The sequence below is a fragment of the Nocardiopsis sp. CNS-639 genome (assembly GCF_000381685.1).
Lineage (GTDB): Bacteria > Actinomycetota > Actinomycetes > Streptosporangiales > Streptosporangiaceae > Nocardiopsis > Nocardiopsis dassonvillei.
Map to the genome: position 1 here is coordinate 16,008 of NZ_KB906872.1, position 16,008 is coordinate 32,015.

Here is a 16,008-nt window from a genome sequence, read left to right on the forward strand (position 1 = left end):
CTCACCCGGACCCTTCCTCGGTCCGGGCCCCGGCCGTACCCTCGCTCAGCACGTCCACGCTCGCCCGGGCGTCGTCCAGGCTCTCCGCGGGCAGGGTGTTCTCCACCGATCCGCGGTCGGCCTCCGAGAGCGAGTCCAGGGTGATCCCGGTCTCCTCCACCTCCTCCGACAGGCTGAAGCCCGCGATGTCGGTGTTGATGCCCTGGTAGATGCTGACGGTGTCCCCCGAGGGGGAGGGGCCCACGTAGTACTGGCTGTTCACGTAGCGGCTGCCGAAGTAGTACGTGGCCCCCGCGACGACGGCGACCACGACCAGGAACACCAGCACCATCGGCCACCAGCGCCTGCGGCGGTACTCGGGTTCGGGACGGCCCCGCCGGTCGGCCGGCGGGGCCTCGTAGTCGTCGTAGTCGCCGTTGTAGGACTCCTGGTAGGCGCCGCCCGCGGCGTAGGCGTCCGGGCCGGGCTCGTCACGGACGGGGTCCATCTCGGCGGTGTCGCCGGATCCCCCGCGCAGTTCCTGCGCCCGTCTGGCGGGTGTGTCGTTGCCCTGGTCGACGTTCTCGCGGCGCTGGTCCGCGGCGCCGACCACCTGGGAGGTGCGGGTGGGCCCCTCGCTGTCGGTCTCGGCCTCGATGACGTCGGCGACGACCGCGGTGATGTTGTCCGGGCCGCCGCCGCGGATGGCCAGCTCGATGAGCTTCTTGGCCGCGCTGCGCGGGTCGGCCTCGGTGGCGAGGGTCTCGTGGATGGTCTTCTTGCTGACCACGCCGGAGAGCCCGTCGGAGCAGAGCAGGTAGCGGTCGCCCGCCTTGGCCTCGCTGATGGAGATGTCGGGGTCGACCGGGCTCTTGCCGTCCAGGGCGCGCAGGATGAGGGAGCGCTGCGGGTGGGTGGCGACCTCCTCCTCGGTGATCTTGCCCTCGTCCACCAGGGTCTGCACCAGGGTGTGGTCGTGGGTGATCTGCTCGAAGCGGGGGCCGCGCATGAGGTAGGCGCGGGAGTCGCCGATGTGGATGAGCGCCACCCGCGGACCGGCCCAGAGCATGGCCGTCAGGGTGGTGCCCATGTTCTCCAGCTGGGGCTCCTCCATGATCCTGCGCGACAGGGAGGCGTTGGCCTGCTCGACGGCGCGCTGGAGCACCTCGGCCATCTCGTCGGACCGGGGCGGCTCGGAGTCGAGGCGGCGGATCGAGGAGATCGCGATGGAGCTGGCCACCTCGCCGCCGGCGTAACCGCCCATGCCGTCGGCGACCGCGAGGAGGTTCTGGCCGGCGTAGCCGGAGTCTTCGTTGCCTTCGCGGAGGCATCCTACGTCGGAGTACGCCGCGTATCGGAGAGCGATTGTCATTTGCGCAGTTCCAGGACGGTTTTGCCGATACGGATGGGCTGTCCCACCGTGATGGGCTGGGGGCGGTTCAGCTTCTGCTGGCCGAGGTAGGTGCCGTTCGTCGAGTTCAGGTCCTCCACGAACCAGCGGCCGTTGTCGGAGTAGACGCGTGCGTGGCGGCCGGACGCGTAGTCGTCGGTGATGACGAGGGTGGAGTCCGGAGCGCGTCCGATGAGGATGGGCTGCGAGGCCAGGTCGACGCTGGTGCCCTTGAGCGACCCCTGGGTGACGACCAGCGCCGTGGGCTCGTTCCGGCGCGCGCGGGGCGGCCGGGCGGGCTGCGCCGACGAGTACGACGGGGAGGGGTCCCGGTCCCGGCGCGGCGCCGCCGGGCGCGGTTTCCTCCGGGGCTTCTTCTTGGAGCCGAAGAGATCCGTGCGGATCACACCGATCGCGGTGAGGACGAACAGCCAAAGCCCCGCGAGATACACGATCTTGATCAGTATGAGGGTCAAGTTGGACATCGAACTGCTCTTCAGCCCCTGTCGTGCTTCGGCCGGGATGGCGGTCATCTGCGCCGCCACCATGTCTGCCCACCTTCGGGTCGGTGAGTCTCGAGGTCGCTGGACGCGGCCTGCGGCCGCGGCCATTGTGCCCGATCGGTCAGGTCTTCGCGGAGACTACCCTCCCGGCCGGATATCCGACAGCGGGCCTGAGCCCGGCCCGCCCCTTGTCAGACGCCCGCGGAACCGCGTTGGTTTTCTGGTTCCACCGCGGGACGTCAGTCGCGGCGGAACGTCATGGTGGTGCGGCCGAGGCTGATCCTGCTGCCGTCCACCAGGCGGGCCTGCCTGACCTGCTGTCCGTTGACGAAGGTCCCGTTCGTCGAGCCCTTGTCCACGAGGATGGCCTCGTCGCCGTCCAGCCGGATCTCCACGTGGTGGCGGGAGACGCCGTTGTCGACCAGGCGCAGGTCGCAGTCGGTGCCGCGGCCCAGGAGGGTGACCGGGGTGGTCAGCTCGAAGGACTGCTGCATCCCGTGGCTGGCGATGGCGCCCTCGGCGGCGGCGCCGCCGGGGGAGATCAGCAGGCGCGGACGCCCGGCCTGCTGCTGGCCCCCGCTCGGACCGGGGTCGCCGACGGGCTGGCGGACCTCGCCGTCCTTGCCGACCATGGTGCCGCGCACGACGCCGGAGCGGATGCGGAAGCGGCCGGTCTTGAGGCCTTCGTCGGACCTGAAGTGCACGCGGACCGGCCCGACGAAGGAGTAGCCCTGCTCCGTCGCGTAGTCGCGTGCCAGCTTGGACAGCTCCTGCCCCAGGCTGTCGGCGTAGACTTCGAGGCGCTCCTTGTCGCTGGTGGCCAGCTCGACGATGAAGTCGTTCGGGACCAGGGTGCGGCCCTGGGCGACGATGGCCGCCCGCTCGTCCATCTCACGCTGGACGGCGCTCGCCACCTCGACCGGTTGGAGCTCGGACTTGAAGGCCATCGCGAAGGTGCCTTCGATCATGCCCTCAAGCCTGCGCTCGAAGCGTTGGAGCACTCCCACGAGGTACCTCCCTTTGTACTCCACTTCGTATGTGTAGACGATCGTAACCGGGTAAAGGTGCCCCTGGTTTCAGGCGCACCCCCGGGACGGCCGCCCGGGGCCGCGGACCGGTGGTCCGAAAAGCGTGTGCGACCCACCTTCAGACCGTGCTAGCCTTATGCATGTCGCCAGGGGGAAACGGCCGAAAAGCCCGGTTCACCTGGCAACACAACTGAATGGCATGTCACTCGGGCGGGTGGCGGAACGGTAGACGCGCACGGTTCAGGTCCGTGTGTCCGAAAGGATGTGAGGGTTCAAATCCCTCCTCGCCCACGTTGCGCGGGTTGCTGCTCGCCGACCTTCGGTCGGCTCGCGGCAGCCCGCGGTTTCTTTTTCGGGGGACGACCCCCGTACCCCCGGCTGGCGCGGGTTGCTGCTCGCTAGCCTTCGGCTAGCTCGCGGCAGCCCGCGATCTGTTTTTCGGGGGACGGCCCCCGTACCCCCGGCTGGCGCGGATCGCTGCTCACCGGCCTCCGGTCGGCTCGCGGCAGCCCGCGATCAGTCTTTCGTGGCACAAACCCTTCGTACCCCGGTGGAGGCGGGATATCCGGCGGGGTACGACCGACCGCTCCACCGGGTTCCCGCGCTCCGGCTCCCCGCCTGGTGGAAGGCGGTGCCGAACCCGGTCGCGGTGCCGCTGGCACGTGCTTCGTCGGCAGGGGGCCGGGCCGCTGAGCAGGCGTTCTGCCCTCAGCCGCCTTCCCGGCCCGGTCCCGCGGACGGACCGGGACCGCACCACGGACCGGAACCGGACGGCGTCATCCCCCCGGCCCCGGCGTTCGTGTCGTCAGCTCCGTTCCTCCCCTCTCCCCTCAGTCGGCCCTCCTCGCCCCGTCGAGGTCCCATACCCGCAGGTGCCCGCACATGCCGTTGCGCAGCGGCCCGGGAGGGGAGTCGACGGTGTAGACGGCCGAATCGGTGAGGTGTTCCCCGTCACCCCGGCCCAGCGCCTCCAGGTGCCGCACAGTGGTTCCCGCCTGGTGGACCGGGCCCCTGTCGACGTGGTGGCGCCATCCGGCGGCCCGGTCCCGGACCAGCTCCGTGGCGGCCCGGTACAGCCCCTTCAGCGAGTCCGGCCCCTCCCGCTCCACCCGCTCCCGCAGCTCCAGGTAGCCCTCCACGGCGAGGTCCCGCCGCTCCCGCGCCGCCCGCTCGGCCGAGGTGACGGCCCGGGGCAGCACGGTGGCCCGCCGGTAGGCGTCCGGGTCGGCCAGGACCCGGCCCGGATAGGTGAGCACGGCGTCGCCCGACTCCGGCAGACCGGCGTTCTGCATGACGACCAGGATCTCCAGGTCGCCGCTGTCGTTGACCAGCCGGTGCACGGTCCCCGGCGTGAACCACAGCAGGCTGCCGGGCCGCAGCGGGGTCCGCTGGAACCCCGCGCCGCTCAGGGTCTCCAGCACGCCCTCTCCCCGGAGCACCACGTAGCCCTCCGCCGACGCGGTGTGCAGGTGGGGCGAACCCCCGGCGCGACCGTCGACGGCGGGCCAGGCGTAGACCCGCAGGTGGGAGACGGCGGTGCCGCCGGGGAACCCGGGCACGCGCGGGGCGTTCACCGCTCCTCCCCGCCGGAGCCCCCGACCGTGCCGCCGCCGGAGCCCGCCTCGGCGGCCGCGTCCTCCAGTTCGCCCAGGCCGAGGTCGGCCAGGGCCCCGGCCCCCTCCGCGCCCCGGTCCCCGTCGGCGACGACGACCGCGTACCGGTAGGCGAGGGAGCCCCCCGCGGGGACGGTCACCACCTCGTCGAAGAAGGGCGCCGGGCACACGCAGGCGAAGATCCCGCTGCGCACGAACCACTTCACGGGGTGGCCGGGGTTGTCGGGGGCGTCGGCGAAGACCAGGGTCGAGGCCCCGTCCGTGCCGTCGTGGCGGCCGGTGAAGGCCAACCAGGGCGACCGCGCCCCCATGAGGTCGTCGTCGCCCTCCCGCCCCTCCGCGTAGGCGCGGCCACCGCTGAAGGAGCGGGGACCGCGCCAGAACAGGCCCCCGTACCCGGCGTTGGGCCGCCCCTCCGTGGTGGGGCTGCCGAAGGGGACCTCCTCCTCCGTCAGGTTGGTGAAGGAGGTCGTGAACACCATCGTCCAGGCCCCCCGGTCGGGGGCCGCGGTGAACCGCAGCCCCCGCCGCTCGGAGAACCAGGTCTCGCCCTGCTCGGTCACCCACTCCAGCCGTTCGCCGATCGAGACCCGTTCCGGTGAGGCCTCGATGCGATCGAAGGAGCGGTGCTCTGTCGAGCCGTCGTTGGCGAGCTGCCGGTACCCCGCGTCCCGGAGGTAGGTCGGGCCGCCCCAGAAGTTGGCCGTCCCGACGTTGGGCAGGGACCACGCGATCCCCTTGTGCCACACGTGGTCGTGCGGCCGGTACAGGCTGACGGTGTCCCCGCCCAGGGTGCGGACCGGGTGGAGGTAGGGGCGCGGCGACTCCAGCTGCGCGTCCCAGGGCCGGTACACGTAGCGGACGAGTTCGCCGCCGTCGTGGGTCAGGCGCAGCGAGCGCCCCTGTTCGTGGACCAGCCCCAGGCCGCTCCGGACGGGTTCTCCGCCGCCTGCCGTGGTCGCCGTGGTGTGCGCGGACATGTCCTTGTCCCTTCTGTCGCCTCTGTCGCCGCGGGGGAGGGGCGCGGCCGTCACTCCTCGATGAAGTACTGCTCGGGGTTGGTCGGCCCGGGGTCGTTGTAGTTGCCGGAGGAGGGCATCGACCCGGGCACGTTGTGGAAGTCGTCCGCGACGATCCCGTAGCCGGTCGGGCTCAGGCTGACGCCCATCGCGTAGAACCGCTCCTGGGAGACCGACAGGAACTCGCGCATCAGCTCCTCGCGGGCCCCGGGGTCGGGCTCGGCCTGGACGGCGTCGTACAGCGCCAGGTGTTCGCGCACGTCGGCGGGCGGTTCCTGGGAGCGCGGGTCCTCGCCGTCGGAGACGTACCACTGGGCCCACGGGATGGCGAAGTTGGACTCCCCGCTCTGGGTGGGCGCGTACCAGCGGGGGTCGTACATCGCGTCCATCATGCCGTTGTCGCCCGACCACACGTTGGCGTCGTGCTCGTTGTTCTCCCGGCGGGTCTGCCACAGCGAGCGGTCCTCGGTGTTGAGCTCCACGTCGATGTCCAGCTCCTGCCAGAAGCCGACGACCATCTCCATCGAGTCCACGATGTCGGGGCGGAAGTCCGTGGGCACCGACAGCGTGAAGCGCACCGTCTCGCCGCGCGGGCTCGTGCGGAAGCCGTCGGAGTCGCGTTCGTCGTAGCCCGCCTCGTCGAGGATCTCGTTGGCCAGGTCCGGGTCGTACTCGGTGTACTGCTTGGCCAGCTCCTCGTTGTGGAAGGGGCTGTCCTCGCGGGGCGCGCCCTGCCAGGGCTCGCCCTGCTCGCGGTAGACGACGTCGATGATGTCCTGGCGGTTGACCGCGTGCGAGAGCGCTACCCGGAAGTCGCGGTCGTTGAAGGTCTCGCGCAGCTCCTCGTCCTCGTGGGTGAGGTTGAGGGAGATCATCGCGGTGTTCATCTCGGCGGGCCGCAGCTCGAAGAAGTCGTAGCCGCCCGACTCGCGCGCCTCGGCCAGGGTGGGCCTGTTCTCCAGGGTGTTGAAGTGCCGCGAGTGCATGTCGAACTCGCCGTTGAGCGCCCTGACCAGCATGACCTCCTCGTCCGGGAGGATGTCGAAGACGACCCGGTCGATGTAGGGGAGCTGGTTGCCCTCCGTGTCCACCTTCCAGTAGTAGGGGTTGCGCTCCAGCACCATCCGCCCGGAGTCGGCCAGCGGCTCCACGACCCGCCACGGGTACATGGTGGGGATGTCGGGGTTCTGCCAGTACCGGGAGCTGTCGATCACGCCCGCCTCGGCCTCGAACATCTCGACCCAGTCGGCGTACCCCTCCTCCTCGGCCAGCTCGTCGGCGTCGGGGTTGTAATCGATGTGGAACCGCTCCAGGTAGTGCTTGGGCTTGGTCACCACCTGGTACTGGAGGAGGTCGTACCCGGCCCACAGGGCGTCGGGCTCGTCGAAGGTGATGGTGAAGGTCCGCTCGTCCACCTTCTCGGCGGTGCCGGGATCGGCGGCCGCGACCGGCGTCAGCGCCTCGTTGTTGAAGATGTCGTTGAAGGCGAACACGACGTCGTCGGAGGTGAACGGCTCGCCGTCGGACCAGCGCAGGCCCGCGCGCAGGGTGAAGGTCAGCTCGGTGGCGTCCTCGTTGTACTCCCAGGACTCGGCGAGGTTGGGGATCACCTCCTGCCACTCCGGGTCCCAGCGGGTGAGGTTCTCGTAGCCCACGGTCCTGCCGAGCCAGGGCCAGTCGCCCACGCCGAGGATGGCGCTGTTCCACTCGCCGCCGTACACGCCGACGCGGTCGTGGGGCTCCACCACCAGCGGCTCGTCGGGCAGCCGCTCCTCCAGCGGGGGCAGGTCGCCCGACTCCACGAGGGCGGTGAGCATCGGCGCCTCGCCGGTGCCCTCCACCCGTTCGCCCTCCTCCACCTCGGGATCGAGGGAGAAGAAGGTGCACCCGGCGGTCACCACGACCGCCGCCGCTCCCGCGGCGGCGCCCAGCCACCGCCTCGCGCCGCCTGGTGTTCGTCGTCTCATGATTCCTGCTCCTGCCTCGTGGGGGGTTCCCGCGTCGCGCGGGCCGGGGGACCGGTGGTCGCGGTGCCGGGCGCGGAGTCCGCGGTGATCCCGGCCAGGTCGAGTTCCCCGGCGTGGTGGCACGCCACCGTGCGGCCCGGCGCGACGGTGCGCGGCGCGGGCTCCTCGGCGGCGCACAGGTCGGTGGCGTACCGGCACCGGGGGTGGAAGGGGCAGCCGGACGGCGGCCGCGAGGGGTCGGGCACCTCTCCGGTGAGCCGGACGCGCTCGCGGGTGCCGCGCAGCCGCGGGTCGGGGACGGGCACCGCGGAGATCAGCGCCTCGGTGTAGGGGTGCCTCGGCCGCCCGAACAGCTCGTCGGTGGGCGCGACCTCCACGATCCGGCCGAGGTACATCACCGCGACCCGGTCGCACACGTGCTCGACCACCGACAGGTCGTGCGAGACGAACAGGTAGGTCAGGCCCAGGTCGTCCTGGAGGTCCTGGAGGAGGTTGAGGATCTGCGAGCGCACGGAGGTGTCCAGGGCGCTGACCGCCTCGTCGGCCACGACCAGGCGCGGGCCCGGGACCAGGGCGCGGGCGATGGCCACCCGCTGGCGCTGGCCCCCGGAGAACGCGTGCGGGTGGCGGCGCAGGTGGTCGGGGTGCAGCCCCACCCGTTCCATGACCTCGCGCACGCGCGCCTCCAGCTCCTGTCCGCGCAGCCCCAGCAGCATCCGCAGCGGCTCGCCGACGATGTCGCGCAGGGTCATCCGGGGGTTGAGGGAGGACTGCGGGTCCTGGAAGACCATCCGCACCTCCCGCCGGTAGGCGGCGGTGTCGCCGCGGGGCAGCGCCAGGGCCTCCAGGACGCGGCCGTCGGAGGCGCGGTAGCGGATCTCCCCCGAGGCCTCCGGGCGGGCCCGCATGACGCTCGAACCCAGGGTGGTCTTGCCGCACCCGGACTCCCCGACCAGGCCGAGGGTCTCGCCCGGGTACACGTCCAGGTCCACCCCGGCCACGGCCCGCACGTGGCGGGGGCCGCGTCGCGAGCGCCCGCGCACGGGGTAGTCCACCCGCAGGCCGCGGATGCTCAGGACGGGTTCGGCCGGGGTGGCGGGCGCGGGTCCGCGCGGCGCGGGGTCCGGCGTCGCGGCCGGTGTCTCAGTCGGCATCGGCGGTCTCCTCGCTGGTCGGTTCGGCGCCCGCGCCGCCGGGGGCCGGGGCGCCGCCCTCCAGGAGGCAGCGCACCCGGCGGCCGGGGCCGGGGACGGTGACCGGGGGGACGGTGGTGTCGCACAGCCCCTCCACGGCCTCGGGGCAGCGGGTGCGGAACACGCAGCCGGTGGGCTGGTTCCCGGGGTCGGGGATGGCGCCCCGGATGGTGGGCAGGCGGCGTGAGCGGGCCGCGCCGATCCGGGGTACCGCCTCCAGCAGGGCGCGGGTGTAGGGGTGGCGGGGGTCGTGGAAGATCTCGTCCACCGGCCCCTGCTCGACCACCGTGCCCAGGTACATGACGGCGACCTCGTCGGCGATCTCGGCGACCACGCCCATGTCGTGGGTGATGAAGAGCAGGCCCATGCCGGTGTCGCGGCGCAGGTCGGCGAACAGGTCGAGGATCTGTGCCTGGGTGGTCACGTCCAGCGCGGTGGTGGGCTCGTCGGCGATGAGCACGCGCGGCCCGCACGCCAGGGCCGCCGCGATCATGACCCGCTGGCGCATTCCCCCGGAGAGCTGGAAGGGGTAGGAGTCCACGACGCGTCCGGCGCCGGGGACCCGCACGCGTTCGAGCAGGTCCACGGAGCGTTCGCGGGCCTCACGGCGGGACACGCGGTGGTGCACGCGCAGGGACTCGCCGATCTGGTTGCCGACGGTGTGCACCAGGGACAGCGAGGACATGGGCTCCTGGAAGACCATGGCCACCTCGCGGCCGCGCACCGCGCGGATCTCCCTGCCGGTGGGGTGCAGGGCGGCCAGGTCCACGGGCTGCCCGCCCCCCTGTTCCGGGTGCAGCAGGATCCGGCCGCCCACCACCTCGCCGGGCGGCTCCACCAGTCGCAGCACCGAGCGGGCCATGGCGCTCTTGCCGCAGCCGCTCTCGCCGACCACGCACAGCGTGCTGCCCCGGCGGACCGCCAGGTCCACCCCGTCCACGGCGCGCACCACGGCGTCGTCGGTGGTGAAGTGGGTCCGAAGGCCCTGGATGTCCAGGACCACGTCGTCGCGGGTCTGGGCCGCCACGGCGGCCACCTCCCTCACCTGTACGGGTCGGCGGCGTCGCGGACGCCGTCGCCGACGAAGTTGAGCACCAGCACCGCCACCGTCACCGCGGCCCCGGGCAGCAGCAGCCAGGGGGCGCCCGCGATCGAGTGGATGTTCTGCGCCTCCTGGAGCAGGACGCCCCAGCTCACGACCGGCGCCTGTAGACCCAGGCCCAGGAAGGACAGCGAGGTCTCGGCCAGGATCATGAACGGCACGGCCAGGGTCAGCGAGGCGATGATGTGGCTGGCGAAGGACGGCAGCATGTGGCGGGCGATGACCCGCCCGGTGCCGCAGCCGTCCAGCCGGGCGGCCGTCACGAAGTCCTCCTGGCGCAGCGACAGGAACCGGCCGCGCACCACGCGCGCCAGGTCGGTCCAGCCGATGAGCGACAGGAGCACGGTGATGGCGACGTAGGTCTGCACCGACCCCCACTCGCGGGGGACGGCGGCGGACAGGCCCATCCACAGCGGGATCGTCGGGATGGACATCAGGAACTCGATCACGCGCTGGATGGCGTTGTCCACGCGCCCGCCCAGGTAGCCGGACAGGCCGCCGAGCACGAGTCCCAGGACGAAGGACAGCGCGACCCCGGCCAGGCCGATGGACATCGACACCCGGGTGCCGTAGACGATCCGGGAGGCCATGTCGCGGCCGTTGCGGTCGGCGCCCAGGAAGTAGACCTCCTGGTCCGGGTCGCTGGCGCCGATCAGGTGGACGTCCGAGGGGATCAGGCCCCACATCTCGTAGGGCTCGCCGCGCACGAACAGGCCGACGGGGATCTTCACGGACTCGTCGACGGTGTAGGTGTTGGCGAGCGTCTCGGGGTCGCGTTCCACCTGGTAGCCGTACACGTACATGCCCAGGTCGAACCCGTCGGAGGTGTCCACGACGCGCAGCGTCTGCGGCGGGGCGTAGGTGCGCTCGGCGTTGTAGGCGCCCGGTGTGCTGGGCGCGACGAACTCGGAGAACACCGACACCAGGATCAGCGCGCACAGCACGAGCGCGCCGGCGACGGCCAGCTTGTTGCGGCGGAAGCGCCGCCAGACGAGCACCCGCTGGGGCGCCTCGCCCCGCGGGTCCGCGGCGGCCGGGGCCTCGGGGTCCCCGGGTCCGGCGGCGGTGGCGCCCCGGGGCTCCTCGGGGGGTGGTGGGCGGTCGGGTAGGGCTGCCATGGGTCACACCCTCTCGACGTGGTGGTGGCGGATGCGCGGGTCCCACCAGGCCAGCAGCAGGTCGGACAGCAGGGTGCCGACGACCGTCAGCACGCCGAGGACGAGGATGAAGCTCCCGGCCAGGTACATGTCCTGGTTGCGCAGGGCCTCCACCAGCAGCGGGCCGGTCGTCTCCAGGCTCAGCACGATGGAGACCATCACCTCTCCGCCCACGAGCGTGGGCAGGATCCAGCCGATGGTGCTGATGAAGGGGCTGAGCGCCATGCGCACGGGGTACTTGAGGATGACCCGCCACTCGGACAGACCCCTGGCGCGGGCCGTGGTGACGTAGGGCTTGCGCAGCTCGTCCAGGAGGTTGGCGCGCAGCACGCGCACGAGCGCGGCCGTGCCCGCGGTGCCGATGATGAGCACCGGTATCCACAGGTTGGACACCACGTCCAGGACCTTGCCCAGGTTCCAGGCCGCGTCGGCGTACTCGCGCGAGACGATGCCGCCCACGCTCTGGCCGAAGTAGCGGAAGGACACCCAGGCGAAGATCAGCGCGAGCATGAAGTTCGGCGTGGCCAGGCCGACGAACCCGACGAACGTCACCGCGTAGTCGCCCAGCGAGTACTGGCGGACCGCCGAGTACACCCCGATCGGGAAGGCGATCGCCCAGCTCAGCAACAGGGTGACCAGGGCCAGTGCCAGGGTGAGGCCGATCCGGTCCCACATCAGGTCGGCCACCTCGCGGTGGTACTGGAAGGACTGGCCGAAGTCGCCCCGCAGGACGATCCCGGAGATCCAGTTCCAGTACTGGACGAGGAAGGGGTCGTCGAGCCCGTACCTCTCCTCCAGGGCGCGGATCTGGGCGCCGTCCACGCCCTGCCCCTGTGCGGACAGCTCGGCGATGTAGGCGGTGAGGAAGTCGCCCGGGGGCAGCTGGATGACCAGGAACGCGACCAGCGAGATCGCGAACAGGGTCGGGACCATGTACAGCAGGCGGCGGATCACGTAGCGGCGCACGGCGTCCCCCTCGGCTCGGGCGGCGGGCGGTGGCCGTCCGGGCGGTCCCCGGGGCCGCGCACCTGCGGGCGCGGCCTCACCACCGGACCGCCCCGCCGTCCATGCGCGCGTGGAACGGCGACTCCGGTCCGAGGTCGGCGGGGGCGACGGGCCGCCCCTCGAAGGCGGAGGCGTAGACCCCGGCGACCAAGCGCATCGTCCGCAGCGACTCGGCGGAGGACACGGGCGGGGCGGTGCCCTCGCGCAGCGCCTCCAGCACCCGGGCGATCTGTGCGCGGTGCCCGCTGTCGGTGCCGTGCTCCCCCGCCTCCCAGGCGGCCGTGACCTCCTGCTCGAACCCCGGGGCCGGGGTGACGCGCCAGTTCCCGTCGCCGTAGCCGTACAGGTGGACCAGCTCGACGGTCGCCCGTTCGAAGTCGATCCGAATCCGGCTCTCCTCCCGCGGGGAGACCAGGCTGTTGACCACGCTGGCCACCGCCCCGTTGGCGAAGTCCACCCTGGCCAGGGAGACGTCCTCGGTCTCGACGTCGCGCGCCTGGCGGCGGGCGACCGCCGACACCTCCGTCCACGGGCCCAGCAGGAAGAGCAGCAGGTCCATCTGGTGGATGCCGTGCCCCATGGTCGGGCCGCCGCCCTCGGTCTCCCACCTGCCGCGCCAGGGCACGTCGAAGTACTCCTGGGGCCGGAACCACGTCGTGTGGCAGGACGCCACCAGGGGCCGCCCGAGCACACCGGCCTCCGACAGCGCCCGCACCCGGCGGGCGCCCGAGCCGAAGCGGTGCTGGAACACCGTGGCCATCCACGGACCGCGACCGCCCCCCTCGGCCGCCGCCATCGCCTCCGCCTCGGCCAGGCTCAGCGCCGGCGGCTTCTCCACCAGCACGGAGGCGCCCGCGCCCAGGCAGGCCTCCGCCTGGGACCGGTGCAGGCCGGGCGGTGTGCACACGTGCACCAGTTCCGGACGCTCCCGGTCCAGCATCGCGGCCAGGTCGGTGTACCCGGCCGGGAGCGCGAAGCGGGAGCGGAACGCGTCCAGGGCGCGGGTGTCGACGTCGACGGCGGCGACGACCTCGGCCCGGTCCGGCAGGGACAACAGCGCCTCCGCGTGGAAGCGGGCGATGTTCCCGGTTCCCACGAGAGCGACGCGGACCGGGCCCGCGGGCGGACCGGCGGTCGGGGAGGGGGTGCTCATGTGTGGTCGTCTCCTCTGTCAGGGGGGTACGGGGGTGGAGGAGTGCTCGGCCGGGAGGGGACGCGGCCGTGGTGGTAAGCGCTTGCTCAACGGGCGCGGGCGGAGGCCGCGGGCGGGGCCGCGGACTCCCGCTGCTCAGCCGCGTGCGGCGACCTCCTCCCGGTCGGCCCCGCCGGACTGGTCGACGGGGTCGAGCTGGACCCCGCAGGCCAGGCGCCGGGTGTGGTCCACGACGCGCGTGGGCCCGGTGAGCAGGACCGGCACGGTGTGCCGGACGTCCTCGCTGGACGCGGACAGCAGCAGCTCCAGGCGGCCGGGCTCGACGACGCGCCGCCCGTCCGGACCGGTGTAGGAGGCCAGGTCGGCGTGGACGGAGAAGTCCACCGCCCGCGCCTCCCCGGCCTCCAGGTGCACCCGCGCGTAGCCGACCAGCTGTCTGCGGGGTCTGGCCACCTGGGCGACGGGGTCGTGCAGGTAGAGCTGGACGACCTCGGTCCCGGCGGCGCCGCCGACGTTGCGGACGGTGCAGCCGACGGTGACCTCACCGTCGGTGCCCACCTGGGTGGCCTCCTCCGGGCGGACGGCGCCCGCGTCCACGCGCGGGTCCTCCCAGACGAACCGGGTGTAGGACAGGCCGTGGCCGAAGGGGTGGCGCGGGGTGGGGTCCACCGAACTGACCTCGCTGCGGTGGGCCAGGTCGGGGCCGAGGTAGGTGACGGGCTGGCCGCCGGAGGAGCGCGGCACGGACACCGGCAGGCGCCCGCTGGGGTTGACCCGCCCCGAGAGCACCCCCGCCACGGCGGGCATGCCCTCCTCGCCGGGCAGGAAGGCCTGGACGACGGCGGCCAGCCGGTCGGCGACCGGGCCCAGCGCGTAGGGCCGCCCGGACACCACCACCGCGACCACGGGGGTGCCGGTGTCGGCCAGGGCCTCCAGGAGCTCCTGCTGGACCCCGGGCAGGCGCAGGTCCTCGACGTCGCAGCCCTCGCCGGAGGTGCCCCGGCCGAACAGGTCGGAGCGGTCGCCCACCACGGCCACGCACACCCGGGCGCGTCCGGCCGCCGACACGGCCTCGGCGAAGCCTTCGGTGGAGTCGCCGTCCACGGAGCACCCGGCGCGGTGCTCGACGCGGACGCCGGGCAGTTCGGCGCCCAGGGACTCCAGCAGGGTGGGGATCTCCACGCCGACGGCGGTGCCGGGGTGGCGCCTGCCCACGTGGGCGGGGAAGGAGTAGCAGCCGAGCACGGCGTCGGCGGTGTCGGCGAGCGGGCCGACCAGGGCCAGGTCCCCGGTGTCGGCCAGGGGGAGCGCGTCGTCGGTGTTGGAGAGCAGGACCACCGAGCGCTCGGCGAGCTCGCGGGCCAGCGCGCGGTGTTCGGCGGGGTCCAGGTCCACGGGGACGGCGGGGTCCTCGGGCTCCGGGGACCAGCCGGCGTCGAGCAGTCCCAGCTGGCACTTCTGCGTCAGCACGCGTCGGGCGGCCCGGTCGACCAGCTCCTCGGGCACCTCGCCCGAGCGGACCAGGGCGGTGAGCCGGTCGCCGTAGCAGTGCACGGTGGGCAGTTCGACGTCCACGCCCGCGGTCAGGGCCAGGGCGCCGGCCCGCTCGGCGGAGTCGGCGACGCGGTGCAGGGTCTGGAGGAAGGCGACGCCGAAGTAGTCGGCCACCACGGTGCCCTCGAAGCCCCACTGGTCCCGCAGCAGGCCGGTGAGCAGGCGCGTGTCCGCGGCGGCGGGCACTCCGTCGTTGTCGTTGTAGGCGGACATGACCGACCCGGCGCCTCCGTCGCGCACGGCCATCTCGAAGGGGGGCAGCAGGACGTCGGCGAACTCGCGCGGACCGATCGAGACCGGCGCGAGGTTGCGGCCGCCTCGGGAGGCCGAGTAGCCCGTGAAGTGCTTGAGGGTGGCCACGATCCCGGCGGACTGGAGGCCGCGCACGTAGGCGGTGCCCACGGTCGCCACGAGGTGGGGGTCCTCGCCGATGGTCTCCTCGGTGCGGCCCCAGCGGGGGTCGCGGGACACGTCCAGTACGGGGGCCAGGCCCTGGTGGACGCCGACCCGGCGCATGCTCGCGCCGATCTGCGCGGCCATCCGCTCGACCAGGTCGGGGTCGAAGCTGGCGCCCCAGGCCAGGGGGACCGGGTAGATCGTCGCGGTCCAGGCGGCGAACCCGGCCAGGCACTCCTCGTGGGCCAGGGCCGGGACGCCGAACCGGTTGGCGGCCATGATCTCCCGCTGGCTGCGGGCCAGCGACGCCCGGCCGGCGGCGGGGTCGACCGGGGCGGTGCCGAAGGGCCGGGTGAGCTGGCCGAGACCGTGTTCGATGACCTTCTCCCAGGCGGGGGGTTCCTGGGTGAGGTCGTGCTGGTGCGGTGCGACGGCCTCGCCGGAGGCGTCCGCGCTCACCCACACACCGTGAAGCTGGGCGACCTTCTCCTCCAGGGTCATCGATCCCAGCAGTCGCTCGACGCGCGTCGCGTCGGGGAGGGAGGGGTCGCGCCAACCGTCGTCGGCGGCCTCCCGGTCCGCGACGTGTTCCGAGGGTCCGGTCATGTGGGTGGGCCTTTCTGTGCTCAGTGGGGATGCGGGGACGTGGTGTGTCCGGATGGTGGCCCGCGCGCCATGGAACTCCGAAACTTTCGAAACTAATATCGAAACTTACTGACGGAGAATGTACGTAGTCGCGATAGGCAGGTCAACCCCTGTGGGAGATATAGGTCACAAGGAGGCGGTGACCTGCGCCGCCGAAAAGAGGGTCCGCGAGCTGCGGAGAAGGGGTTTCGTCAGACGCGTCCAGGGGAACCCGAAGAGGCTCGAAACTTTCGGAAAAGCGACCGAGGCCCGCCGTTCGGGTCTTCCGGGCCGCCCGGAGACCGCGAAGGAGCGGATGGGACAC

The 16,008-nt window shown here is 72.6% G+C and carries 12 protein-coding genes and 1 tRNA gene; 1 reads left to right on the top strand and 12 read right to left on the bottom strand.

What is annotated here, in order from left to right:
• Position 1: 1 nt before the first annotated feature.
• The 3 genes from G011_RS0123305 to G011_RS0123315 all read right to left on the bottom strand — a co-directional run bounded on the left by G011_RS0123305 (position 2) and on the right by G011_RS0123315 (position 2,873).
• Entirely contained in the window at positions 2–1,351 is a 1,350-nt protein-coding gene (locus G011_RS0123305; protein ID WP_019610573.1) for a Stp1/IreP family PP2C-type Ser/Thr phosphatase, read from the bottom strand.
• Complete coding sequence (locus G011_RS0123310) at positions 1,348–1,902, bottom strand: FHA domain-containing protein (protein ID WP_026338579.1); 555 nt, start codon at positions 1,900–1,902, stop codon at positions 1,348–1,350. The genes G011_RS0123305 and G011_RS0123310 overlap by 4 nt, the downstream gene beginning before the upstream one ends.
• A gap of 209 nt (positions 1,903–2,111) precedes the next feature.
• On the bottom strand, positions 2,112–2,873 hold the full coding sequence (locus G011_RS0123315; RefSeq protein ID WP_026338580.1) for a DUF3662 and FHA domain-containing protein: 762 nt from the start codon (positions 2,871–2,873) through the stop codon (positions 2,112–2,114).
• A 235-nt stretch (positions 2,874–3,108) separates the two neighbouring features.
• On the opposite strand from G011_RS0123315, the gene G011_RS0123320 reads away from it, so the two are divergent.
• Positions 3,109–3,191, top strand: a tRNA-Leu gene (locus tag G011_RS0123320).
• A gap of 539 nt (positions 3,192–3,730) precedes the next feature.
• Here G011_RS0123320 and G011_RS0123325 read toward each other — a convergent pair.
• The 9 genes from G011_RS0123325 to G011_RS0123365 form a co-directional block, all read right to left on the bottom strand.
• Positions 3,731–4,474: a cupin domain-containing protein gene (locus G011_RS0123325; RefSeq protein ID WP_019610575.1), complete on the bottom strand. Its 744-nt coding sequence runs from the start codon at positions 4,472–4,474 to the stop codon at positions 3,731–3,733.
• Positions 4,471–5,493, bottom strand: a complete 1,023-nt coding sequence (locus G011_RS0123330; protein WP_019610576.1) for a PmoA family protein — start codon at positions 5,491–5,493, stop codon at positions 4,471–4,473. Before G011_RS0123330 ends, G011_RS0123325 begins: the two co-directional genes overlap by 4 nt.
• A gap of 50 nt (positions 5,494–5,543) precedes the next feature.
• Positions 5,544–7,430: an ABC transporter substrate-binding protein gene (locus G011_RS0123335; protein WP_026338581.1), complete on the bottom strand. Its 1,887-nt coding sequence runs from the start codon at positions 7,428–7,430 to the stop codon at positions 5,544–5,546.
• Between the two features lie 65 nt (positions 7,431–7,495).
• Positions 7,496–8,653, bottom strand: coding sequence for an ABC transporter ATP-binding protein (locus G011_RS0123340; protein ID WP_019610578.1), 1,158 nt, complete (start codon positions 8,651–8,653; stop codon positions 7,496–7,498).
• Positions 8,643–9,728 carry an ABC transporter ATP-binding protein gene (locus G011_RS0123345; RefSeq protein WP_019610579.1) on the bottom strand — a complete coding sequence of 362 codons (1,086 nt, stop codon included), beginning with the start codon at positions 9,726–9,728 and terminating at the stop codon, positions 8,643–8,645. The genes G011_RS0123340 and G011_RS0123345 overlap by 11 nt, the downstream gene beginning before the upstream one ends.
• Before the next feature lie 5 nt (positions 9,729–9,733).
• Positions 9,734–10,912, bottom strand: a complete 1,179-nt coding sequence (locus G011_RS0123350) for an ABC transporter permease (protein ID WP_019610580.1) — start codon at positions 10,910–10,912, stop codon at positions 9,734–9,736.
• Between the two features lie 3 nt (positions 10,913–10,915).
• Positions 10,916–11,917, bottom strand: a complete 1,002-nt coding sequence (locus G011_RS0123355) for an ABC transporter permease (RefSeq protein ID WP_019610581.1) — start codon at positions 11,915–11,917, stop codon at positions 10,916–10,918.
• A gap of 76 nt (positions 11,918–11,993) precedes the next feature.
• Entirely contained in the window at positions 11,994–13,109 is a 1,116-nt protein-coding gene (locus G011_RS0123360; RefSeq protein ID WP_019610582.1) for a Gfo/Idh/MocA family protein, read from the bottom strand.
• A 135-nt stretch (positions 13,110–13,244) separates the two neighbouring features.
• A complete protein-coding gene (locus G011_RS0123365; protein WP_019610583.1) occupies positions 13,245–15,665 on the bottom strand; it encodes a glycoside hydrolase family 3 N-terminal domain-containing protein in 2,421 nt (806 codons plus the stop codon).
• Between the last annotated feature and the right edge of the window lie 343 nt (positions 15,666–16,008).

Bases quoted from the DNA above. Each gene is read 5' to 3' on its own strand.
- G011_RS0123350 (WP_019610580.1), bottom strand. From the start codon at position 10,912: ATGGCAGCCCTACCCGACCGCCCACCACCCCCCGAGGAGCCCCGGGGC.
- G011_RS0123360 (WP_019610582.1), bottom strand. From the start codon at position 13,109: ATGAGCACCCCCTCCCCGACCGCCGGTCCGCCCGCGGGCCCGGTCCGC.
- G011_RS0123340 (WP_019610578.1), bottom strand. From the start codon at position 8,653: ATGCCGACTGAGACACCGGCCGCGACGCCGGACCCCGCGCCGCGCGGA.
- G011_RS0123305 (WP_019610573.1), bottom strand. From the start codon at position 1,351: ATGACAATCGCTCTCCGATACGCGGCGTACTCCGACGTAGGATGCCTC.
- G011_RS0123330 (WP_019610576.1), bottom strand. From the start codon at position 5,493: ATGTCCGCGCACACCACGGCGACCACGGCAGGCGGCGGAGAACCCGTC.
- G011_RS0123365 (WP_019610583.1), bottom strand. From the start codon at position 15,665: ATGACCGGACCCTCGGAACACGTCGCGGACCGGGAGGCCGCCGACGAC.
- G011_RS0123310 (WP_026338579.1), bottom strand. From the start codon at position 1,902: ATGACCGCCATCCCGGCCGAAGCACGACAGGGGCTGAAGAGCAGTTCG.